The sequence below is a fragment of the Streptosporangium sp. NPDC000509 genome, from assembly GCF_042898365.1.
Classification (GTDB): Bacteria; Actinomycetota; Actinomycetes; order Streptosporangiales; family Streptosporangiaceae; genus Streptosporangium.
The window spans coordinates 145,369-166,548 of record NZ_JBIAYX010000011.1 but is presented as its reverse complement, the minus strand read 5'-3'; the positions used below and the strand labels follow the sequence as shown (position 1 = coordinate 166,548).

Genomic DNA, 21,180 nt, shown 5'->3' with positions numbered 1-21,180 from the left:
GCTCACCGTGGGTCGGCACCATTCGATCATGCTTACCCCGCCACAGATCGGTATGCGCCGCGGATGTCCTTGACGAACCACTTGTCGCCCTGTTCGACCATGGTGAGCAAGTAGGACTGCTCCAGCTTGCCTCCCATTTGGCCGGGATCGGCGGGCTCGGGGTCGGTGGACGGGGCCGCCTTCGACGGCACGCCCCACGTGACCGTCGCGGTCACCTCGCGGGTCGCCCCCCCGCCGACGGGCACGGAGAGGTCCTTGAGCTGCAGGAAGGTGAACGCCCCCCCGAACCCCTGCAGGGTGACCCCGGCGTCGGCGTACTGCTGCAGCGAGCTGGTGTCACCGGCGTAGGCCTTGAAGAAGTCTTCCAGCGTGGTGCGCAGCTCCTGCTCCACGGCGCGGTCGCGCTCGGGTGCGGCTTTGGGCGGCAGGGCGGCGGCCCTCGGGGCGGGCAGGATGGCCGGACGCCCGGCGACGACGAACCTTTCCGCGGCCCGGTCGCGGTAGACGGGCACGGACAGGAGCTGGCGGCGGTCCTCCGACTGGTAGGCGACGGTGACGACGGCGTTGTCGGCGTCGACGACCTCGATCCCGTACGGTTGCACCGCTCCAGCGACCATCCTGCCGAAACCGTCCCAGCCGAACTGTCCTTCGACGCCCTCCGGCAGGTAGGGGGCGAGCCTCGACTCCCTCTCCGCGAGGCGGGCCCCGTCGAAGTTCAGATAGACCCCGGCGAACTGGGCCGCGAAGGCGGAGGCCTGGACCGTGGGGAACCCGTTTCCCTCGACGGGCGCCGCGCCCACGGGTGCGTTCTGCTGGGTGAAGCGCTCGAAGGGGGCGCGGACCCCGTTCACGACGATGACGACGATCAGCGCCCAGAGCACGGCGCGGCCGGTCCACACCAGCCAGCGGCCGCCTCCACCGGACCAGCGTCCGCGCGGCGCGCCTCGTCCGCGCGCCGGAGCGCGGTCGAGATCGGGATCGTCGGGGAAGTCCGGATATGACGACAGCTCAGGGTCGCCAGCGATCCGGGGATCACGCTGGACTGTCGACCTTCGAGCCATCACGCCTCCGCTCGCGTCAATCCTCGGCCGGTGCGGTGTCGTATTGTTGACGATCCCGTTGGCCATGGTGACGCACTTACTCTAGCCGCCCCGCCGATTCTTCCAGGAAAGCCACGCCTATGCTGCAGGCATCATGATGACTGAGCAAACCGGGTCTGGAACCTCGACGAGGGCGCCGATGCGGCCTATGGTCGGGGAAAAGCGCATTCCCCCTGGCCAGCGCGTGGGGTGATTACTCAAACGCCACCCATTGCTAACCAGACAGCCCCCTGACTGTCGCGACCTGCGCATTTAACACGAAATACGTCACCTGGGGTCACAACCCCTGGAAATACGCCTCCTCACCACCGATCGCCATCGCGAGGAGGTTCCGTCCCCCCGAGAGGGGCGGCGAGGCGCGACAGCGTGCCGATCTCCACGGTCGGCCGGTCCACCGGCCCCGGAAACCCGGCGAGACGTCCGGACCGCCCGCTCGGATACCGGGTCGGCGCACCGACCGTCGCGGAGACGGGATGCGCCGGGACGTCGTCGTTCACGATCCAGGATGCCGTCGCTCACGCTCCGACCGACCCGAGCGTGCTCGTCCGGTTCGGGATCGGAGAGCCCACCGGACCGTTCGTGCGCGGCGAGGACGCCGTTCGGCCGGACGTCGAAGCGGACTTCGTGCGCGGCGAGGACGAGCGTTCGGCCGGACGCCGGAGCGGACTTCGTGCGCGGCGAGGACGACCGTCCGCTCAGACGTTGAAGCGGAACTCCACCACGTCGCCGTCGCGCATGACGTAGTCCTTGCCCTCGATCCGGGCCTTGCCCGCCTGGCGGGCGGCGGCGATGGAACCGGTCTCCACGAGCTCGTCGAAGGAGACGATCTCCGCCTTGATGAAACCGCGCTGGAAGTCGGTGTGGATCACCCCGGCAGCCTCGGGGGCGGTGGCACCCTTGCGGATCGTCCAGGCCCTGGTCTCCTTGGGACCCGCGGTCAGGTAGGTCTGCAGGCCCAGGGTCTCGAAGCCCACCCTGGCGAGCTGGGTGAGGCCCGACTCCTCCTGGCCGACGGACTGCAGGAGCTCCAGCGCCTCGGCGTCGTCGAGCTCGACGAGCTCGGACTCGATCTTCGCGTCGAGGAAGACGGCCTCGGCCGGTGCGACGAGCGCCGACAGCTGCGCCCTGAGCTTCTCGTCCACCAGCTCGTCGGCGTCGAGGTTGAAGACGTACAGGAACGGCTTGGCCGTGAGCAGGTGCAGCTCGCGCAGGTCCTTGGGGTCGATGCCCGCGCCCTTGGCCCCGGCGTACAGGGTGGTGCCACCGTCGAGGAGCTTGAACGCCGCCTCCGCCGCCTCCAGCGCGGCCTTGCGGTCCTTGTTGGTCCTGGACTCCTTCTGGAGGCGGGGAATCGCCTTCTCCAGGGTCTGCAGGTCGGCGAGGATCAGCTCGGTGTTGATCGTCTCGATGTCGCGCCCGGGGGCGACGCCGCCGTCCACGTGGGTCACGTCGGGGTCGTTGAAGACCCGGATGACCTGGCAGATCGCGTCGGTCTCACGGATGTTGGCGAGGAACTGGTTGCCTCGCCCCTGTCCCTCGGAGGCGCCGCGGACCAGGCCGGCGATGTCGACGAACTCGACCTTCGCCGGCAGGATCTTCGCCGACCCGAAGATCTCGGCCAGCTTTTCAAGACGCGGGTCGGGAACGCCGACGATGCCCACGTTGGGCTCGATGGTGGCGAACGGATAGTTCGCCGCCAGGGCGTTGGCGGTCTTCGTCAGCGCGTTGAAAAGCGTTGACTTGCCGACGTTGGGCAATCCGACGATGCCGATGCTCAGGCTCACGTGAGCCGAGTTTACGCGGAATGACCCACTGCTACCCGCCACGGGCAGGTCACAGGTACGAATCACGGGACGCTCGCGGGTCACTCACGGGACGCTCACAGCACGCTCATGGGGCACGAACCGAGCCGTTCCGGGCCGGGGAGCGTGTCGGAACCGCCGGAAGCGGCCGAGCCTGGAATCATGCCGGGGTGGATGTCATGGCTCTCTCCTTCCAGCTCGCGGTGGGCCTCGCCGCGGGACTCGCGATCGGCTTCCTGCTGGGCCGGGCGCGTGCCTCCTCGGGAGCCGCCGACGTCATGGCCCGCCTCGCCGACGCCGAGGCCCGCGCGAAGATCGCCGAGGAGAAGGTCGTCTACATCGAGGAACAGCTCTCCGAACGGTTCCAGGCCCTGTCGAGCCGGGCGCTGGACGTCAACAACCTGCGGTTCCTGGAGCTGGCGGAGACGAGGCTCGCCGCCAACCGGGCCGAGGCCGCCGGGGAGCTGGAGCAGCGCAAGCAGGCCGTCGAGCACCTGATCGAGCCGCTGAAGGACACCCTGGCCCGCGTCGAGACGCAGCTGCGCGACACCCAGGCGGGCCAGCGGGCCGCCCACGCCGAGCTGGCCAAGCACATCGACATCGTCCGCGAGAGCAACGAGCAGCTCCGCGCCCAGACGAACTCGCTGGTACGGGCCCTGCAGCGGCCCGAGGCGAGGGGCAGGTGGGGCGAGCTCCAGCTCCGCAGGGTCGCCGAGATCGCCGGCATGCAGCGGTTCTGCGACTTCGACGAGCAGGTGAGCGTCACCACGCCGGACGGCGTCCTGCGACCCGACATGATCGTGCGGCTCGCCGGCGGCAAGAACATCGTGGTCGACTCCAAGGTCTCGCTCTCCGCCTACCTGGAGGCCGCCGAGTCGGCCGACCCCGACCATCGGTCGGCCCGGCTCGACGCCCACACCCGGCACGTGCGCGACCACGTCGACCGGCTGGCCTCGAAGCCCTACTGGCAGGCGTTCAGTCCGGCGCCGGAGTTCATGGTTCTGTTCATTCCCGGCGAGGCGTTCCTCGCCCCCGCGCTGGAACGCGACCCCGCCCTGCTGGAGTACGCCATGCGACGGCGGGTCCACATCGCCACACCGACCACGCTCATCACCATGCTCCGCACCGCGCAGTACGCCTGGCAGCAGGCCGCGCTCGGCGAGAACGCACGGGCGATCTTCGAGGTCGGCAAGGAGCTGTACGAGCGGCTGGGCAGCATGGGGCGCAACGTCGACGCCCTGGGCCGCTCGCTGAGCCGGGCCGTGGAGTCGTACAACAGGACGGTCGGCTCGCTGGAGACCCGGGTGCTGGTGAGCGCCCGCAAGCTGAACGACCTGGGGCTCGTCGAGAGCGACCTGGACACGCCGCAGGCGGTCGAGGACCTGCCGCGCGCCCTGACCTCACCCGAACTCCTGGCGCGAGAGGAGCCAAGCCCGCCTCTCGTATCCCGCCTGAACGGTAGGTTGACCAACGACCTGCCCTGAAACTGTTCCCTCGGGGGCTCCTGCGGCCGGACACTGGAGATAGCGAGGGCGACGGCGCCGGGGGGCCGCGGTGGTCAAGGTCAGGGGGCGAGTGGTGGACGAGCGAGGCGGCGTGCAGCCGGTCGGCGGGGTGATCGCATGAGTGAGCTTGACCGGGCCTCGGGCATCCGGCTGACCGTTCGGGGCGCACTGGCCTTCGTGCTGGCGTCCACGCTGGTGGGCGGCGTGCTGCAGGCGCTGACCGGGGTGGCGGCACTGACCGGGGCGGCGTTCGTCGCCGGTTGCGTCGCCGCCGCGTCGCTGGTGAACCGCAGGGACCTGCTGTCGCTGGTGGTGTCCCCGCCCCTGCTCTTCTTCGTGACCACCGCGTTCATCGAGGCGATCCGATCCCTGTTCGCGTCCACGCCCGTGCAGGCCTTCGGCCTGGGCATGTACACCGCGCTGTCGCAGGGGGCCCCGTGGCTGTTCGGCGGTTCGTTCCTGGTGCTGGTCATCGCCTGGCGCCGGGGGCTGACCCGCTGCGTCCGAGAGCTGCGTGAGGAGCTCAGGGCCTCCAAGGCCTCGGTGCCCCGCCCCAGGAGCGGCGACGGCGGCGACGGCGACGGCAGGGCCTTCGCCCCCGAGCCCGAGGGATACTTCGAGCCCAGGGTGTACGGCACCCCCCGCGAGGGGCAGTAGCGGCCGGGCTCGGGGTTTCGTCCGTGACGGGATCTCCCGGATCGCGGAGAAAGCCGCCGGGCCAGGGCCGCGCATGAAAGATCGGCCGGCCGGAGCGTGGCAGGGGGCCCTCAGGGTGGCAGGGGTCCTCGGGCGAGAGCGCGAAGCGCACGCTCTCGCCGACGGACTTCGACCCCGTGGGCGGACGACCCGACGTCAGACCGTGGCGCGCAGGTCCCTGCGCAGCTCGTGCGGGAGGGCGAAGCGCACGCTCTCGCGGACGGACTCGACCTCCTCCACGTCCCCGAACCCGTTTCGGGCGAGACGGGCCAGGACCTCGGCGACGAGTTCCTCGGGCACCGAGGCACCACTCGACACGCCGACCGTGGTGACGCCGTCGAACCAGGCGTCGTCGATGAGCGAGGCGTCGTCGACCAGATAGGAGGCGTCGGCCCCGTGGTCGAGGGCGACCTCGACGAGCCGCTTGGAGTTGGAGGAGTTCTCGGAGCCGACGACGATGACCAGCTGGGCCTGGGCGGCGATCTCCTTGACCGCGACCTGGCGGTTCTGGGTGGCGTAGCAGATGTCGTCGCTCGGAGGGTCGATCAGGTTGGGGAAGCGCTCCTTGAGCCGGGAGACCGTCTCGGTCGTCTCGTCCACCGACAGCGTCGTCTGCGACAGCCAGACCAGCCGATCGGGATCCTTGACCTGCAGGGTGTCGACCGAGTGCAGGCCGTCGACGAGCTGGACGTGGTCGGGCGCCTCGCCCGCGGTGCCCTCGACCTCCTCGTGGCCCTCGTGACCGATGAGGAGGATGTCGTAGTCCTGGGAGGCGAAACGCTTGGCCTCGTTGTGCACCTTGGTCACCAGGGGGCAGGTGGCGTCGATCGTCTTGAGACTGCGGTCCGCGGCCTCCTGGTGGACCGCGGGAGAGACGCCGTGGGCGGAGAAGACGACGATCGCGCCCTCGGGCACCTGCTCGGTCTCCTCGACGAAGATCGCCCCACGCTGCTCCAGCGTCTTGACCACGTGGGTGTTGTGGACGATCTGCTTACGTACGTAGATCGGGGCGCCGTACTGCTCCAGCGCCTTCTCCACGGCCTGGACCGCACGATCGACCCCCGCGCAGTAACCACGGGGCTTCGCCACTAGTACGCGTCGGGTCGCGGGGGTGTCTGAAGTCATGCTCATATGCTACGTGGACACGCCCGCGAGACTGCCCATACGTCCCACAAGCTCATGCGGCACAAGTCTTGTCACACTAGCCTTCTCGATACAGACCTCCCAGGGAGACGATATGTCAGTCCCCGACATGATTCGCAATGTCACACAAAAGGCAAAAGACCTGCCGCTGCACATGCTGCAGAGCGCACTGAGCGGGGTCGGCCAGGCCCTGCTCCTCGGCGACCGCGTCAGGACCAGGTTCAAGGGAACCTCGGGCCAGGGCGAGACCGCCGAGGAACCCACCGGGACGATCGGCGACCAGCCGGCGAAGAGCGGCGAGGAGAGCACGGAGCAGGCGGGGAAGCCCACCCGTCGCGAGCCCGTCATCTTCGCGCCGCGTCCGGAGAAGGCCGCGAGCGCTCCCTCCGCCGAGCGCAACGGGACGAAGACCACCCCCGCCCCTGTCATCTTCAGCCCCACCAAGCCCGACACCGCGACGCCCGCCTCGCCCGAGGTCAAGGCCCCCGAGGTCCCCGAGGTCTCCGAGGTCAAGGCAGAGGCCGGCGACACCCCGGACGCCAAGGCTCCCGAGGCCGGCGACACCCCTGCCGCCGCCGGAACCACCGAGGCCCCCGCCTCGGCTCCGGAGCCTGAGAGCACCCCGGCTCCGCAGTCCGAGAGCACCCCGGCTCCGGAGCCCGAGGCCGCCCCGGCGAAGCCCGCCGAGGTCGTCGCCACGGAGCCCTCGGACACCGCCGAGGTGAAGGCCACGGAAGCACCGGCCGCCCCGGAAGTCTCGGCGTCCCCGGCCGTCGCCGAGACTCCCAAGGCCGCCAAGACCTCGGCTCCCAAGACCGCCAAGGCACCCAAGACCCCCGAGGCTCCCGAGGTCAAGGGCGCGGAGACTCCGGCGGCGGAGGCGGACGCGGTCACCGAAACCCCCGCCAGGAAGCCCAGGGCCACCCGGGCCAAGGCCAAGGCCGCCGAAGCCGCGACCGCAGCCCCCGAGGCCGTCGAGGCCACCGCCCCGAAGGCCAGGACGACCAGGACCCGCAAGACGACCGCCAAGGCCGCCCCTGCGGACACCGTGGCCGAGCGCGCCGAGAGCGGCACCCTGACGAGCGCCACGACTTCCGCGGCCGAAGGCACCCCGGCCGAGGCGGAGGCCCCCGCGGCGGTGAAGGTCGAGGTGACCGAGGTCGACACCGCGAAGCCCGAGACCGCGGACGCCGCGGTGGTCGAGGTGACCGGGACCAGGGTCGCGGCACCCGAGGCCGCCGACGCGGCCGGCCCCTCCCCGAGGACGACGACCACGGCGGCGGAGCCCTCCTCGGGAACCGCCACGCCCGCCGAGCCTCTTCCCGGCTACGCGGAGCTGACGGTCGCGTCCCTGCGGGCACGGATGCGCGGCAGGACCTCCGAGCAGATCCGGGAGCTGCTCGCCTACGAGCGGGCCACCGCGGACCGCGAGGTCGTCGTGCGGATGTACGAGAACCGCCTGGCCAAGCTGGCGGCCGCGGAATAGTCACCTCCGGCGCGTAGGCTCCCGACCATGAGCTCGAACACCACCCCTGAGCAGCCCCTACCGGTTCGCACGGTGTTGCAGATGGTCGGCGGCTGGATCGGCAAGCTCGGCACCGTCTGGGTCGAGGGGCAGATCACCGAGCTGACCGCCCGCGGCGGCACGGTGTTCCTGACGTTGCGCGACCCGGTGGCCAACGTGTCGGCCCGGATCACCTGCCCGCGCGGTGTCTACGAGGCGACCGTCCCCCGGCCGGTCGACGGCGCGAGGATCGTGGCCCACCTGAAGCCCGACTTCTGGGTCAACAAGGGCTCGTTCGCGTTCACCGCGCTGGAGATGCGGCCGGTCGGGGTGGGCGAGCTGCTGGCGCGGCTTGAGCGGCTGCGCCGGCTGCTCGCCTCGGAGGGGCTTTTCGGCGTCGACAGGAAGCGGCGGCTGCCGTTCCTGCCGGGCACGGTCGGGCTGATCTGCGGCCGCGACTCGGCCGCCGAGCGCGACGTGCTGGAAAACTCCCGGCGCCGCTGGCCCGCCGTGCGGTTCAAGGTCGAGCCGGTGGCCGTGCAGGGGCCGTACGCGGTCGGTGAGGTCGTCGAGGCGCTGCGCAAGTTCGACGCCGACGCCGAGGTCGACGTCATCGTGGTCGCGCGGGGCGGCGGGTCGATGGAGGACCTGCTGCCCTTCTCCGACGAGGCCCTCGTTCGGGCGGTGGCGGCCTGCCGTACGCCCGTGGTGAGCGCGATCGGCCACGAGCAGGACAATCCGCTGCTCGACCTGGTCGCCGACGTGCGCGCGTCCACCCCGACGGACGCCGCGAAGAAGGTCGTGCCGGACGTCGGCGAGCAGATGACGCTGATCCGCCAGCTCCGCGACCGGGGTCGCAGGGTGGCGGGCGGCTGGCTCGACCGCGAGACGGCCTGGCTCGCGGCGGCCCGCTCCCGTCCCTCTCTCGCCGACCCGGTGCGCGAGGTCGAACGCAGGGCCGAGCAGGCCGAGCAGCTCAGGGACCGGGCGAGGCGGTCCCTCACCGCCTCCCTGGACCGTGCCTCCGACTCGCTGGAGCACCTGCGTGCCCGCCTGGTCTCGCTGTCTCCCGCCGCCACGCTGGAACGCGGTTACGCGATCGTGCAGCGCCCCTCGGGCGAGGTCGTACGGCTCGCGAGCGAGGTCTCCCCCGGTGACGAGCTCACGGTGCGCTTCCCCGACGACCGGGTGCGGGTCAGGAGCGATCCCGCCAGGTGAGCGAGGGGTAGCCGTCGTCGACGAAGCCGAGCTGCCGGTAGAGGGGCTCGGCGTCGGAGGTCGCGTGCAGGTCGACCCTGCGGACCCCGCTGTCGCGGTACCACTCCAGGAGGGCTCCCATGATCGCCCGGCCGTGCCCCCTGCGCCGGTGGCGGGGATCGGTGGTCATGCCCTGGACGTAGCCGTAGCGGCCGTCGGGAAGGCTGGGGCCGGGAAAGCGGTCGAAGATGAGGCCGATCCCGCAGGCCGCCAGCCCCCTGTCGGGGGAGTCCACCACGTAGACGGCGGTGTCGGAGCTGCCCAGCCGCTCCCGGAGGCTCTCGGCGTAGGCGTGCTGCCACTCCTCCTCGATGGGGAGGTGGCCGTCCATCGCCATCCGGTCGGCCAGGATCTCACGGAGGCGCACCAGCTCGGGAATGTCGCCGACGGCCGCGTCACGAACGTTCACCTCGGCATTCTTCCAGCCGTACGGCACCGGCGAGGCGGGAGGGGAGCCCGTCGGCGCCGGTCGGCCCTCGCGGGCCGGCGGTGACTCCCGGCACGGCACGGCGTCACCGGATGGACGCGACGATCTAAGGTGGGTTCGTGGCCGATGAGAAGAGACCGTCGTACGAGCAGGCGCGCGAGGAGCTGACCGAGGTGGTCCGCAGTCTCGAGGCGGGCGGGCTCACCCTGGAACAGTCGATCGAACTCTGGGAGCGCGGCGAGAAGCTGGCCGCGATCTGCGAGGAGTGGCTCCAGGGCGCCCGGGTGAGGCTCGCGGCCGCGATGGCCCAGCGCCGGCAACCCGACCCGGCGGGAGAGACGCCCTTCTGAGTCCCCTCGGCGACCGGCTGACGTCGGAACGAGCGTTTCCAACGGCATCACCGCCCACGATCATCGATCGTTTTGGAATCACGTCGCCGCCCTGCTCCGGATGTCCGCGCCGTTGGACAGAGCCATCCGTACTCGACTGGCCGTTCCCATCTTTCTCTCATAGAGAGCAAGTAGAACGATGCCGTGAACGAACAACCCGTCGCGAAGGTGCTGGTCGTCGACGACGAGCCGAACATTCGCGAGCTGCTGTCCGAGGCCCTGGAACTGAACGGCTTCTCCGTGCGGACCGCGGCGGATGGCCGCCGGGCGCTGGAGGCGGTGGCCCGAGAGCGGCCCGACATCGTCGTGCTGGACGTGATGATGCCCGGCCTGGATGGGTTCACAGTCGCGCGCAGGCTCCACGAAACCGGTGACAGCCCCATGCTGCTCTTTCTGACCGCCAAGGACGCGGTGTCCGACCGGATCGCAGGGCTGACCGCCGGTGGTGACGACTATGTGACCAAGCCTTTCAGCCTGGAAGAGGTGCTCCTGCGGCTGCGGGCGATCATGCGCAGGATGCGGCCCGCACAGGAGCAGGCCGACGACGGCGTGCTGCACTACGCCGACCTGGAACTCGACGAGCAGGCCCACACCGTACGGCGGGCGGGGCGGGCGATCCACCTGTCGCCGACGGAGTTCAGCCTGCTGCGCTACCTGATGATCAACGCCGAGCGGGTGGTCAGCAAGGCGCAGATCCTCGACCGTGTGTGGGACCACGCCTTCGACGGCGAGAGCAGGATCGTGGAGTCCTACATCAGTTACCTGCGGCGGAAGATCGACGCTGACGGCCCGCCACTGATCCACACGTTGCGTGGCGTCGGCTACCGGTTGCAGAGGTTCTCGTGAGACGGGCCTGGCCCCTGCGACATCGGCTGCTGGCCGCGCTGCTCGGTCTGTGCGCGGTCGGGCTGGCGACGTTCGCCACCGCGAGTGTGCTGCTACTGGAGCGTTCGTTGCTGTCCAAGGTGGACGCCCAGCTGACCGAGACGGTCATCGCCTTCGGCCGGCGTCCGCTCCCGCCTCCGCCTCCGCCATCGGTGGATGGGGGGCAGTCCGTTCAGATCCCCACCCAGTTCAAGATCGCCTTTTACCACCCTTCCGGGACCCTGCTGCGCAGTCTTCCCGCCGAGAACGGTGACGGACCGATCATCCCCAAAGCGGCGATATCCACCATCCCGCGAGGCCCCATCACCGTGCCCGCCACGGAGACGGGTCAGTGGCGGGTGCTGGTGAGGAGCCTGCCCGACGGCACCAGGCTGACCGTGTCGATGTCGCTGGAGCCCAACCAGGCGACCGTGCACCAGATCCTGGTCATCGAGGCGGCGGCGGGTAGCCTGGTGCTACTGCTGCTCGGCACGCTCGCCTTCGCCGTGGTACGACTGGGCCTGCGCCCGCTGACCCGCATGGAACAGACCGCAGAGGCCATCGCAGGCGGAGACATCGACCGCAGGGTCGGCGACACCGACCCCGACACCGAGACAGGCCGTCTCGGTGGCGCGCTGAACACCATGCTGGAGCGCCTGGCCACCGCGCTACACGAGTCCGAGCGCTCCGAACGGCGACTGCGGCACTTCGTCGCCGACGCCTCCCATGAACTGCGCACCCCGCTCACCTCCATCAGGGGCTTCGCCGAGCTTTACCATCACGGCCAGGACGCCAGGGATCCGGTGGCCGAGCGGCTGCTGCGCAGAATCGAGGCCGAGGCCGAGCGCATGGGCGTCCTGGTGGAGGACATGCTGCTGCTGGCCAGGCTGGACCAGGAGCCCGCGCTGGAGCCCGGCATCGTGGACCTGCACGTGCTGGCCGGAGACGTGGTGCACGCCGCTCGCGCCCGCGATCGCGAACGGCCGATCCGACTGATCATCTCCGACGGTCCGGTCTTCGTGCGCGGCGACGAGCGCCGCCTGCATCAGGTCATCGCCAATCTGGTCGGCAACGCCATCCAGCACACCTCTTCCGGCACCCAGATCAGCCTCACCGTCGCTCCGCGAGCGGTTACCGGGGTCCTCACCCCCGGTGTCGTGCACGCCGGTACCGGACCCGCCCCCCACCGCGGAGCCGCACTACTCGAAGTGCGAGACGAGGGGCAGGGCATCGATCCCGAGCATCTGCCATACCTGTTCGACCGCTTCTACCGTGCCGATCCGGACCGCTCCCGTGACAGCGGCGGGACCGGGCTGGGCCTGGCAATAACCGCCGCGCTCGTGCAGGCGCACGACGGCCGGATCGAGGTGACCAGCACACCTGGCCGCGGCACCACCTTCCGCGTGCTTCTCCCGCTGGAGCAGCCCCAGGACAGCTGAACGTCCACAGGCAGTTCACCTTCTCGTCGGATGCGGTTCACACATTGTTCCCAGCTTGGTGCTGTCAGATGTGCGCTGACGAAAGGAGAAACATGCTGGCAAGATTCCGCAAACCAGCCGTCTCCGTGGCTCGCGACAGCGATCGAAGCACATCCGGCACCGAACCAGCCGATGACCCAGCCGGTGATCAGGGTCACCGGCTGCGGGCACCGAGCAAGCTGCACGCCTTCAACCGGTACGAGATCAAGTACCTCGTGGAGGCCTCGGAGGCGGTCACGCTCAGGAAAGAGATCGAGCAGCGACTGGATCGCGACCGTCACAGCGGCCAGGAGGGGTACGGCATCTGGAGCGTCTACTACGACACCCGGCAGTTGCGCTTTTACTGGGAGAAGATCGAGGGGCTGAAGTTCCGCAGGAAGCTGCGGGTGCGCCACTACGGCGACCGGTTCACCCTGCGGGACGACACTCCGGTGTTCGTCGAGATCAAGCAGCGAGTCAACCGGGTCACGCAGAAGCGCCGGGTGAGCCTGCCCTACAGGGACGCGCTGCGCCTGTGTGACGGCCGGCAGATGGTCGAGCACGAGCCATCCCAGCGTGCGTTCCTGCAGGAGGTGCTCGACCTCTCCTTGCGTCTGGACCTGCGGGCTGTCGCGATGACCGGTTACACCCGGCACGCCTACGTGGGCCGCGACGCCGACGTAGGCCTGCGCGTCACCTTCGACAACCGCATCCGGGGCCGTGACCGCGACTTCCACCTGGGCGCCGACGCCGAGAACAGGCTCATCGTCCCCGCTCACATGTCCATCGTCGAGGTCAAGGCCAACGAGCGCGTGCCGTACTGGCTGACCGACCTGACCGCCAAACGGAACCTGCAGGTGGTCCGGGTCTCCAAGTACTGCCAGAGCGTGGAGGCGCATGGGCTCGCTCCCCGCTCGGTCTTTCACATTCCCGACCACGAACTCGATCTCGGCCGCCATCAGCCGACCGTTCTCTCGGAGGCATGACTCCCCATGGACTTCTCGTTCCAGGACCTGTCCGGCACGTTCAGCGTGGCCGACATCGCGATCGCGATGTCGCTGTCGTTCGTGCTCAGCGCGATGATCGGCTGGGTTTACCGGGCCACGCACCGCAACGTGTCCTACAGCCAGTCCTACGTGCAGACGCTGGTCATCCTGGGCATGCTGATCTCGCTGATCATGCTGGTCGTCGGCTCGAACATCGCCCGCGCCTTCGCCCTGGTCGGCGCGCTCTCGGTGGTGCGGTTCCGTAACGCCATCAAGGAGACGCGTGACGTCGGGTTCATCTTCCTCGTCATGGGCATCGGGATGGCCGTCGGTACCCGCTTCTACCTGCTGGCCATCGTCGCCGCCGTGGCGATCTCGCTGATCATCATGGTCATGCACCGGTTCAACTGGTTCCAGCTCAACGTACGGCGGCAGGTGGTCAAGGTGCAGGTTCCCACGGATGAGGACTACACCGCGGTCATCCAGGATGTGCTCATCCGGCACACAGAGGAGTTCGAACTGGTCAGCATGGAGTCGATCCGAGGTGGCGCGCTGACAGAGCTGATGTACACCGTGAAGATCAAAAAGGGCAGCGAGCCCGCCGATGTGATGGCCGCGCTGCGCGAGCGCAACCACGGCCAGTCGGTCACCGTCTTGACCGGGTACGACCAGAGCGACCTGTAAGGCGACACCATGGCGCAGTTCAAACATCGCATCCCGGTCAAACTCCGGCACAACTGGAAGCTGGTCGCGCTGTGCGCGGCGTTCCTGGCCCTGTGCTGGGGTGTGCTCGGCAGCGGGATGATCCGCCCGTACGTCACCGTCTCCCAGACCGCCAAGGCTGAGACCGTCATCACGAACGTGACCGGCACCAAGGAGCTCTTCGACACCTCCGTGGCGCACGAGGTGAAGATCACCTTCACCGACGCGGCCTATGAGGACATGCTGAACGAGTACTTCAAGGACGGCGACAAGAAGTATGTCGAAGCCGATCTGACCATCGACGGCACCCGCATCCCCAGCGTGGGCATTCGACTCAAGGGCAACTCCACTCTGGCCGGGCTGACCTGGAAGGGACAATCCAAGCAACGGAGCATGCCTGGCGGCGAGCAACGACGCGGAGGTATGCCAGAGGGGTTCCAACCACCCGAGGGGTTCCAACCACCCGAGGGGTTCCAACCACCCGAAGGCGGTGAGCCGAATGGCGACCAGCCCAGAGGTGGCGGGTTCGGCGCGTCTTTGAAGGGCGAGGAGCCTGAGAACCTGCCGTGGCTGATCAGCTTCGACGAGTTTGTGGAGGGCCGCCGCTACCAGGGGCACAACCAGGTGGCGGTACGGCCGACCGCGATGGGCTCGACGACGATGCTGAACGAGGCACTGGGCATCGCACTGGTCGGTGCCTCCGGCGAGCCTACCCAGCGTTCCATCCACAGCGCCTTCACCGTTAACGGCCGCACCTCGACACCGCGCCTGATCGTGGAATACCTCGACGAGGGCTATGCGGAAAACCTCGGCGACGGCGTGCTGTACAAGTCGTTGGCCAGCGGCTCCTTCACTTACAAGGGCGAGGACCAGACCGGGTACACCAACGACTTCAAGCAGATCAACAAGGTCGGCGTCCAGGATCTGCAGCCGGTCATCGATCTGGTCAAATGGGTGAACGAGGCCTCCGACCCCGAATTCGCCTCAGACCTGGGCGAGCGTTTGGACGTGGAGTCGTTCGCCCGTTATCTGGTCCTGCAGAACCTCATGGTCAACTTCGACGACATGGCTGGACCCGGACGCAACTACTACCTGTGGTACGACCTGGACACCAAGAAGTTCAAAGTCATCACCTGGGACCTCAACTTCGCCTTCAACGGTAACGCCAAGAGTGGTGTGAACGACACGATCTCGATGGGCGGCGGCCGAGGACGCCCCCGGCAAGACCAGCCGAACCAGAGTGCCACTCCACCCCAGAATGGCCGGCCGGAGCGTCCGCAAGGTCCAGAAGGCGGCGGCATGATGCGCTTGGGCCATCCTCTGAAGGAGAAGTTCCTCAAGAACGCCGCCTTCAAGAAGATCTACCAGGACCAGTATCGCGCTCTGTACACCGAACTGCTCGGCAACGGCACCGCATCCGGCCTGCTCGACGATCTCGTCACGTCCTACAAGCTGAACGAGAACGCCGACACCGCCAAGGCCGACACCGAGGCACAGAAGCTACGCGCGTTCCTGACCACCCGCACTCAGACACTGCGGTCCGACAAAGCGATCAGCGGCGGTTAGGGTTCTCGCGATCACGCGAGGGCCCTGAGGAGGGAGCTGGACCGAAGCCCGGAAGCGACCGCGGCCCAACCGTTCTCCGACAGACCGGTCTGCCGGAGAACCGTCCCCTCGCCCTTTCAGGAATCACACAGGTCATGTGCGTGACGATGATCACGCACATGATCGACCAAGGGCCGGTGCCGGTCACCTGACGATCACGTGACCGGCTCTCTAGGAGGTGTTCTTCGGCAGTTGTTTGAGGGACCCGGCCAGGGTGGACAGTTCGTCCCACGGGGCGGTGCCGGTGACGACGATCGTGACGTCCGGCAGGAACCGTACGAGGGAGCGCTGGTTCTTGTCCTCGCGGACGCGCTGCTCCCAGGTGACGCCGTTGATCTGGACGGTGCCGGTGACCGTGGAGGTGTTGGAGAGCCGGTTGGCGAACTCGGCCTCGGGCTTCTCGTTGCTCTGGGCGAGCATCGCGTGGAAGCGCTTCGCGGTGGCGAAACCGAGCCTCCAGGTCGTGACACCGTTCGCGCTCGTGTTCTTGGAGCTGTTCGGGATCCATCCGGCGGCGACGGGTTCGGGGGACCACACCAGGAAGGGCGCCGTACGGCGCAGGTCGGCGAGGGCGATCGAGTAGTCGACCCTGGGGATGTGCTCGGTCCTGCTTTGCGGTGTGACCAGCAGGAACAGGCCGACGGCGGCCAGACAGACCGCCATCGCGAACACGTAGCCGTAGAAGCCCTGGGTGAACTTTCGCACGACTGTCGACACTATCCGTTCGGGTGGGCGGTCGGCTCTCAGGGGCGGTGGATCTGGGCGATGATGGTCAGCACGTCCTCGACGAGTGCCCGGGAGGCGTCCTCGTCGTCGGAGAGGGCGACCTCGGAGACGGCGGCGGCGAGCGCGCCGGTGAGGACGACGACCAGTGCCCCCTCGTCGCCCTCGAACAGGGCGGCGTTGCGCTTGGCCCACTGCCGGAGCCGGTCGCGCATGATCACCTCGAACCCGGGCGGCCCGTCGCCGCGCAGGAAGAGCGCGGAGACCTCCCGCTCGGCCAGGCAGCCCTCCAGGTAGGCGCGGGCCCCGGCGATGAACAGGCGCATCGGGTCGCTCTCGCCGTCGGCCCTGGCGTCCTGGACCGCCTGCTTGGTCCGCTGGGTCTGACGGGCCTGGAACTCCTCGAAGAGCGTGAGATAGAGATCGGCCTTGCCGGAAAAATGATGGTAAAGACTTCCGACACTCGCTCCCGCGCGGGCGACCACGTCGGTGACCCCGGTCTCGGCGAAACCGCTTGTGACGAAGATCTCCCTCGCGGCGGACAGGAGCGCGACGCGCGTGGCGGCACCCCGCTCGGATGTCCGCCCGCCCGCGCCTTTCACCAGCCGTTCCGTGTCGCTGCTCATGGTGGGCACATTATCCTCCGCCGACCGGTCAGAGGGGGGCCAACTACGATCGTTGCATTGACACGAGAGGGGTTTCCCACCATGTCCGATGAGACGTCCGTTCCCGACGCCCTCGCCACGGGAGAACACGCACCCGATCGCAACCTCGCTTTGGAACTGGTCCGGGTCACGGAGGCGGCCGCGATGGCCGGTGCCCGCTGGGTCGGACGAGGTGACAAGAACGGCGCCGACGGCGCCGCGGTGAACGCGATGCGCCAGCTGATCAATACGGTGTCCATGAGCGGTGTGGTGGTGATCGGCGAAGGTGAGAAGGACAACGCGCCGATGCTCTACAACGGCGAGCAGGTGGGTGACGGCAGTGGCGCGGCGTGCGACGTGGCCGTGGACCCGATCGACGGCACCCGGCTCACCGCGCTCGGCATGCCCAACGGCATCTCGGTGATCGCGGTCAGCGAGCGCGGCTCGATGTACGACCCGTCGGCCGTCTTCTACATGGACAAGCTGGTCACCGGCCCCGAGGCCGCCTCGTCGGTCGACATCAACGCGCCGGTGGCGGACAACATCGCCGCGGTGGCCCGCGCCAAGGGCGGTGTGCCCTCGGACGTGACCGTGGTCGTCCTGGACCGGCCCCGCCACGAAAAGATCATCCAGGAGATCCGGGAGGCCGGGGCCAGGATCAGGCTCATCACCGACGGCGACGTGGCCGGTGCGATCATGGCGGCCAGGGTCGGCACGGGCGTCGACCTGATGCTCGGCATCGGCGGCACCCCGGAGGGCATCATCGCCGCGTGCGCGCTCAAGTGCCTCGGCGGTGTCATCCAGGGCAGGCTCTGGCCGCAGGACGACGCCGAGCGCCGCCGGGCACTGGACGCGGGCCTCGACCTCGACGCCACGCTGAGCACCGACGACCTGGTCAGGTCCGACGACGTGTTCTTCGCGGCCACCGGCATCACCGACGGCGAGCTGATGCAGGGCGTCCGTTACCGCGCGGGGAGGGCCATCACCAACTCCCTGGTGATGCGCGGCCGTTCGGGGACGATACGGAAGATCGAGAGCGAGCACCAGCTCTGGAAGCTGCGGGCCTACAGCGCGATCAACTTCGACAGCGCCAGCTGAGAGCCGGGACGCCGGAGCCGGGATTTCCCTTCGGCCGAGGGATCTCGGTGAAGGGATCTCGGTGAGGAGTGCGCGGCGGAAGAGCGATCGCGGCCAGGAAAAGCCCGAAAGGATCAGGAAAGACCAGGAAAACGGCGTCCGCCGCCGACCTGGGAACGGTGTCAGCGGCGGAACCAGGAACGGCGGGGACGCTTGGGAGACTTCGCCACGATGCTCCCCAGCGTGACGACGCCGGTGATCTCGATGACCGGCCCGTCGGGCGAGGCGGGGACCTGGTTCTTCTTGCCCCCCATGTACGACGAGGCGGGCATCTCGATCCGCACGCCCTCGGGGACGATCAGGGTGAGGGTGCCGCCCATCACGGTGACGTGCAGGGTCACGTGGCTGGACTGCAGCAGCGCGTCGCACAGGTCGAGCTTGACGTTCGCACAGATGGCGGTGGCCGTGAACCGGGTCGGCACCACCCATCGGCCGGAACGCTCCTCGGAGCCGAAGAACGCCGCCACCGGGCGGACGTCGGTGCGCAGCGGCTGCGCCTCGGGCGGGAGCAGGTCTGCGGTGAGCGCGGAGAGCTCTCCCAGCGTGCGGGCGCGATAGAGGGCCTCGGTGCGCTCGTCGTACTCCGCGTGGTCGAGACGCCCGTCGGCGAGCGCGTCGGCCAGTACGGCGGCCACTCTCTCGCGGTCGACGTCTCCGGCTCTCAGGTCGGCGGGGCGCGGCTGGGGACCGGTATGGCGGACGGCGGGGGGACGGGGACTCTCCACCCTTCGACCATAATCCCTGCGCGGGCTCCGGCAGCGGCGCGAGTGCGCCGACATGCCCCGTGAGCCGGAACGTCCGGCGCGGCGGACCGGCGAAAACCGGTAGATCATCAACCATTGACCACCGGGTACCTCGCCCATACCCTGACGGAAACTTGAATCCCCCTCATGTTTCCCGGAGGTCGTCATGCCGACCCCACGTGACAGGCAGGCGCGCGTCGCGACCTGGGCGGCGTTCTTCGTCCAGGGTCTCTGCTTCGCCACCCTGCTCACCCATGTGATCGACCTCCAGCACAGGTTCGGGCTCAGCGACGGCGACCTCACCCTGGTCCTGCTGCTCGTACCGGTGATCGCCGGGGTCGGCAGCGCGGTCGCGGGTCTCCTGGCGAGCCGGTACGGCAGCGCCCCGGTCCTGCGGATCGCCCAGGTCGGCGTCTGCGCCACCGTGGTGCTGATGGGCTGGAACGGGCAGCTCGCCGGGCTGTACGTCCTCAGCGCCGCGTTCGGCCTGTTCGTCGGCGCGGTGGACGCGGCGATGAACATGCAGGCGGTCGCGGTCGAGCGCCGGTACGGCATGAGCGTGCTGACCGGTTTCCACGCGGTGTGGAGCATCGGCTCGATGCTGGGCGCCGGGTTCAACTCCGCCTTCAGCGCGCTCGGCGTCGAGCTGGGCTGGTCCTTCTCCGTCCCGGTGCTGATCGGCGCGGTGATCTCGATCGTCATGCTCCCCCGGCTCTACGGACATCGGGAGGAGAGGGCCGGTGAGCGGGCCGGGCACGTGACGGCCCGGGTGCCGTGGCGGCCGATCATCCCGCTCTGCCTGGCGATGGCGTTCCTGTACGTCGGCGACGCGGCGGTGTCCAACTACAGCACGGTCTACATGGAGAAGGCGCTGGCGGCGAGCGGCTGGCTGGTGCCGTTCGCCTACCTCGTCTACCAGGCGACCATGCTGCTGGCGCGGGTCCCCGGCGACCTCGCCGTACGCAGGTACGGGCCGGCGCCGGTGGTCCGTGTGGGCGCGGTGATCGCGGCCGTCGGCACGCTCGGAGTCGTCGTCGCGCCCGGCGTCGCGGTGGCCGTCGTGTCGTTCGGCCTGATCGGCGTCGGGCTGTCCGTCATCGCCCCGCAGTCGTTCTCGGCCGCGGGACGGCTGGGCGCCGGCGCGGAGACCGCGATCGCGCGGGTCAACATGTTCAACTACGTCGGCTTCCTCGTCGGTGCCGCCGTGGTGGGGACGCTCAACGACCTGGTGAGCGTCCGGGTGGCGTTCGTACCTGCCGCCGTCCTGGTGGTCCTGATCGTGTTCCTCGCCAGGGGTTTCCAGCCCGACCTGGAACCCTCGGACGAAGGCAGCCCCGGGAGAGCCCCGCAGGAGCCCGCCGAACGACCGTGACCCCGGTCCCGGTGATCGGCCGGCCCGGCCGGGCGGCTCGCCGTCGCCTCCTGCCGCGCGAGGCTCGCCCGGACCTCGTCGTCCCTCGTCGTCAGCCCGGTCGGCCGCTCTCGTCGCCGGTGAGCTTCCTCAGGTACGCCAGGCTCTCGCGGACGTTCTCCCTGGGCTCGCCGGAACCAGCGGGCTCCCTGGGAGCATCGGAACCACCATTGGCAGGCTCCAGCACGATGTTCTGCTCCAGGACGTACCAGCCGTCGTACCCGGCCGCCGTCAGGCCGCCGACGACGGCGGGGAGGTTCACGTCGCCTCCGCCCAGCGGGCGGTAGAGGCCGTTTCTCACGGCCCGGGTGTGGGTCAGCTCGCCCGCCCTGACCCGCTCGGCCATCGCGGCGTCCACGTCCTTGAGGTGGACGTGCGCGATCCGTTCCGCGGCGTGGGAGACCAGCTCGGCGGGGTCGGTGCCGCCCGCGAGGAGATGGCCGGTGTCCAGGCACAGCGGCATCGAGCTGTCGTCGAGCACCCGCTGGACCTCCTCGCGGTTCTCCACCACGCTTCCGATGTGCGGGTGCAGGGTGACGGTCCTGCCGAACTCCTTGGCGTTCTTGAGGATCCGGCGCAGGTTGCCCGTGAGGGTCTTCCAGGCGACGGCGTCCAGCTCCGGCCTGGCGTCGTGGCTCTCGCCACCGGTGGAGGCGGCGAGCACGACCACGTCCACCTCGCCGTCCATGAAGGCGCGCATCGCGGCCCGGACGATCGGGAGCGGGTCGTGGTCGGCCTCGTGCAGGACGACGGGGACGAACCCGCCCACCGCGCGCAGCCCGTACTCCGCGAGCAGGGAGCGGCAGTGTGTCGGCGAGGGCGGCAGGAATCCGGCGGGGCCGAGTTCGGTGGCCGTCAGGCCGAGCTCTCTCATCTCGGCGAGTACCTGAGAACGATCCGGCTGCCGCCCCCAGCCCGGGCCCTCGCAGGCCCCCCAGGAGATGGGCGCGCCGGCCGTTCGCACCGGGGCTCCTTCGACGGCGGAGCCGGACTCTCTCACAGGATCGCCTCTTCTCACATAATCACCTCCGTGTCGCGCACCGGACGCCCCTCGCACCGGGAGGGTTCCGCGGCCTCGGCGAGGC

Annotated in this window: 20 protein-coding genes; 12 read left to right on the top strand and 8 right to left on the bottom strand. The window is 69.2% G+C overall.

All coding sequences use genetic code 11. The annotated features are described in order from the left end of the window. Positions 1 to 32: 32 nt before the first annotated feature. Positions 33 to 1,061 (bottom strand): conjugal transfer protein, encoded by a 1,029-nt coding sequence (locus ACFY3D_RS21470; protein WP_389981660.1) that lies wholly within the window; start codon positions 1,059 to 1,061, stop codon positions 33 to 35. Between the two features lie 734 nt (positions 1,062 to 1,795). Beyond that, positions 1,796 to 2,884, bottom strand: coding sequence for a redox-regulated ATPase YchF (gene ychF / locus ACFY3D_RS21465; protein WP_350947956.1), 1,089 nt, complete (start codon positions 2,882 to 2,884; stop codon positions 1,796 to 1,798). A gap of 197 nt (positions 2,885 to 3,081) precedes the next feature. On the opposite strand from ychF, the gene rmuC reads away from it, so the two are divergent. Both rmuC and ACFY3D_RS21455 read left to right on the top strand, forming a co-directional pair. Continuing rightward, a complete protein-coding gene (gene rmuC, locus ACFY3D_RS21460) occupies positions 3,082 to 4,386 on the top strand; it encodes a DNA recombination protein RmuC (protein WP_389981880.1) in 1,305 nt (434 codons plus the stop codon). A gap of 138 nt (positions 4,387 to 4,524) precedes the next feature. Continuing rightward, the gene (locus tag ACFY3D_RS21455) at positions 4,525 to 5,064 is read left to right on the top strand and encodes a DUF6542 domain-containing protein (protein ID WP_389981658.1); all 540 of its coding nucleotides are present in this window, start codon (positions 4,525 to 4,527) and stop codon (positions 5,062 to 5,064) included. Positions 5,065 to 5,259: 195 nt separating this feature from the next. On the opposite strand, the gene ACFY3D_RS21450 is transcribed toward ACFY3D_RS21455, so the two are convergent. Next, positions 5,260 to 6,228, bottom strand: coding sequence for a 4-hydroxy-3-methylbut-2-enyl diphosphate reductase (locus ACFY3D_RS21450; protein ID WP_350947958.1), 969 nt, complete (start codon positions 6,226 to 6,228; stop codon positions 5,260 to 5,262). A gap of 112 nt (positions 6,229 to 6,340) precedes the next feature. Here ACFY3D_RS21450 and ACFY3D_RS21445 point away from each other — a divergent pair, with 112 nt between their 5' ends. After that, a complete protein-coding gene (locus ACFY3D_RS21445) occupies positions 6,341 to 7,732 on the top strand; it encodes a hypothetical protein (protein ID WP_389981656.1) in 1,392 nt (463 codons plus the stop codon). A 27-nt stretch (positions 7,733 to 7,759) separates the two neighbouring features. Continuing rightward, positions 7,760 to 8,968, top strand: coding sequence for an exodeoxyribonuclease VII large subunit (gene xseA, locus ACFY3D_RS21440; protein WP_350947960.1), 1,209 nt, complete (start codon positions 7,760 to 7,762; stop codon positions 8,966 to 8,968). Here the strand turns inward: xseA and ACFY3D_RS21435 are convergent. After that, on the bottom strand, positions 8,946 to 9,416 hold the full coding sequence (locus tag ACFY3D_RS21435; RefSeq protein WP_350947961.1) for a GNAT family N-acetyltransferase: 471 nt from the start codon (positions 9,414 to 9,416) through the stop codon (positions 8,946 to 8,948). The genes xseA and ACFY3D_RS21435 overlap by 23 nt on opposite strands. 137 nt (positions 9,417 to 9,553) lie before the next feature. Between ACFY3D_RS21435 and ACFY3D_RS21430 the strand changes: the two genes are divergently transcribed. From ACFY3D_RS21430 to ACFY3D_RS21405, 6 genes are all read left to right on the top strand, one after another. Beyond that, positions 9,554 to 9,784, top strand: a complete 231-nt coding sequence (locus ACFY3D_RS21430; RefSeq protein ID WP_350947962.1) for an exodeoxyribonuclease VII small subunit — start codon at positions 9,554 to 9,556, stop codon at positions 9,782 to 9,784. 183 nt (positions 9,785 to 9,967) lie between these two features. Further along, positions 9,968 to 10,669 carry a response regulator transcription factor gene (locus ACFY3D_RS21425; RefSeq protein ID WP_389981654.1) on the top strand — a complete coding sequence of 234 codons (702 nt, stop codon included), beginning with the start codon at positions 9,968 to 9,970 and terminating at the stop codon, positions 10,667 to 10,669. Continuing rightward, on the top strand, positions 10,666 to 12,126 hold the full coding sequence (locus ACFY3D_RS21420; RefSeq protein WP_389981652.1) for a sensor histidine kinase: 1,461 nt from the start codon (positions 10,666 to 10,668) through the stop codon (positions 12,124 to 12,126). Before ACFY3D_RS21425 ends, ACFY3D_RS21420 begins: the two co-directional genes overlap by 4 nt. Before the next feature lie 92 nt (positions 12,127 to 12,218). Next, complete coding sequence (locus ACFY3D_RS21415; RefSeq protein WP_389981650.1) at positions 12,219 to 13,130, top strand: polyphosphate polymerase domain-containing protein; 912 nt, start codon at positions 12,219 to 12,221, stop codon at positions 13,128 to 13,130. Between the two features lie 6 nt (positions 13,131 to 13,136). Next, positions 13,137 to 13,814: a DUF4956 domain-containing protein gene (locus tag ACFY3D_RS21410; protein ID WP_362509589.1), complete on the top strand. Its 678-nt coding sequence runs from the start codon at positions 13,137 to 13,139 to the stop codon at positions 13,812 to 13,814. A 9-nt stretch (positions 13,815 to 13,823) separates the two neighbouring features. Continuing rightward, positions 13,824 to 15,398, top strand: coding sequence for a CotH kinase family protein (locus ACFY3D_RS21405; protein WP_389981647.1), 1,575 nt, complete (start codon positions 13,824 to 13,826; stop codon positions 15,396 to 15,398). A gap of 210 nt (positions 15,399 to 15,608) precedes the next feature. Here ACFY3D_RS21405 and ACFY3D_RS21400 read toward each other — a convergent pair whose 3' ends face one another. Beyond that, the gene (locus ACFY3D_RS21400) at positions 15,609 to 16,142 is read right to left on the bottom strand and encodes a DUF4245 domain-containing protein (RefSeq protein WP_389981645.1); all 534 of its coding nucleotides are present in this window, start codon (positions 16,140 to 16,142) and stop codon (positions 15,609 to 15,611) included. A gap of 38 nt (positions 16,143 to 16,180) precedes the next feature. Beyond that, positions 16,181 to 16,786 (bottom strand): TetR/AcrR family transcriptional regulator, encoded by a 606-nt coding sequence (locus ACFY3D_RS21395; protein ID WP_389981643.1) that lies wholly within the window; start codon positions 16,784 to 16,786, stop codon positions 16,181 to 16,183. 81 nt (positions 16,787 to 16,867) lie between these two features. Between ACFY3D_RS21395 and glpX the strand changes: the two genes are divergently transcribed. Further along, positions 16,868 to 17,902 (top strand): class II fructose-bisphosphatase, encoded by a 1,035-nt coding sequence (gene glpX / locus ACFY3D_RS21390; RefSeq protein WP_389981641.1) that lies wholly within the window; start codon positions 16,868 to 16,870, stop codon positions 17,900 to 17,902. A gap of 161 nt (positions 17,903 to 18,063) precedes the next feature. On the opposite strand, the gene ACFY3D_RS21385 is transcribed toward glpX, so the two are convergent. Further along, positions 18,064 to 18,666 carry a DUF1707 domain-containing protein gene (locus tag ACFY3D_RS21385; RefSeq protein ID WP_350947971.1) on the bottom strand — a complete coding sequence of 201 codons (603 nt, stop codon included), beginning with the start codon at positions 18,664 to 18,666 and terminating at the stop codon, positions 18,064 to 18,066. A 184-nt stretch (positions 18,667 to 18,850) separates the two neighbouring features. On the opposite strand from ACFY3D_RS21385, the gene ACFY3D_RS21380 reads away from it, so the two are divergent. Further along, a complete protein-coding gene (locus tag ACFY3D_RS21380; RefSeq protein WP_389981639.1) occupies positions 18,851 to 20,056 on the top strand; it encodes an MFS transporter in 1,206 nt (401 codons plus the stop codon). A 91-nt stretch (positions 20,057 to 20,147) separates the two neighbouring features. Here ACFY3D_RS21380 and ACFY3D_RS21375 read toward each other — a convergent pair whose 3' ends face one another. Continuing rightward, positions 20,148 to 21,059 carry a TIM barrel protein gene (locus tag ACFY3D_RS21375; protein ID WP_389981637.1) on the bottom strand — a complete coding sequence of 304 codons (912 nt, stop codon included), beginning with the start codon at positions 21,057 to 21,059 and terminating at the stop codon, positions 20,148 to 20,150. Positions 21,060 to 21,180: the final 121 nt, after the last annotated feature.

Coding starts and splice junctions, on each gene's coding strand:
- ACFY3D_RS21470 (WP_389981660.1), bottom strand. CDS start 1,061: ATGGCTCGAAGGTCGACAGTCCAGCGTGATCCCCGGATCGCTGGCGAC.
- ACFY3D_RS21380 (WP_389981639.1), top strand. CDS start 18,851: ATGCCGACCCCACGTGACAGGCAGGCGCGCGTCGCGACCTGGGCGGCG.
- ACFY3D_RS21405 (WP_389981647.1), top strand. CDS start 13,824: ATGGCGCAGTTCAAACATCGCATCCCGGTCAAACTCCGGCACAACTGG.
- ACFY3D_RS21445 (WP_389981656.1), top strand. CDS start 6,341: ATGTCAGTCCCCGACATGATTCGCAATGTCACACAAAAGGCAAAAGAC.
- ACFY3D_RS21450 (WP_350947958.1), bottom strand. CDS start 6,228: ATGACTTCAGACACCCCCGCGACCCGACGCGTACTAGTGGCGAAGCCC.
- rmuC (WP_389981880.1), top strand. CDS start 3,082: ATGGCTCTCTCCTTCCAGCTCGCGGTGGGCCTCGCCGCGGGACTCGCG.
- ACFY3D_RS21395 (WP_389981643.1), bottom strand. CDS start 16,786: ATGAGCAGCGACACGGAACGGCTGGTGAAAGGCGCGGGCGGGCGGACA.
- ACFY3D_RS21455 (WP_389981658.1), top strand. CDS start 4,525: ATGAGTGAGCTTGACCGGGCCTCGGGCATCCGGCTGACCGTTCGGGGC.
- ACFY3D_RS21410 (WP_362509589.1), top strand. CDS start 13,137: ATGGACTTCTCGTTCCAGGACCTGTCCGGCACGTTCAGCGTGGCCGAC.
- glpX (WP_389981641.1), top strand. CDS start 16,868: ATGTCCGATGAGACGTCCGTTCCCGACGCCCTCGCCACGGGAGAACAC.
- xseA (WP_350947960.1), top strand. CDS start 7,760: ATGAGCTCGAACACCACCCCTGAGCAGCCCCTACCGGTTCGCACGGTG.
- ACFY3D_RS21415 (WP_389981650.1), top strand. CDS start 12,219: ATGCTGGCAAGATTCCGCAAACCAGCCGTCTCCGTGGCTCGCGACAGC.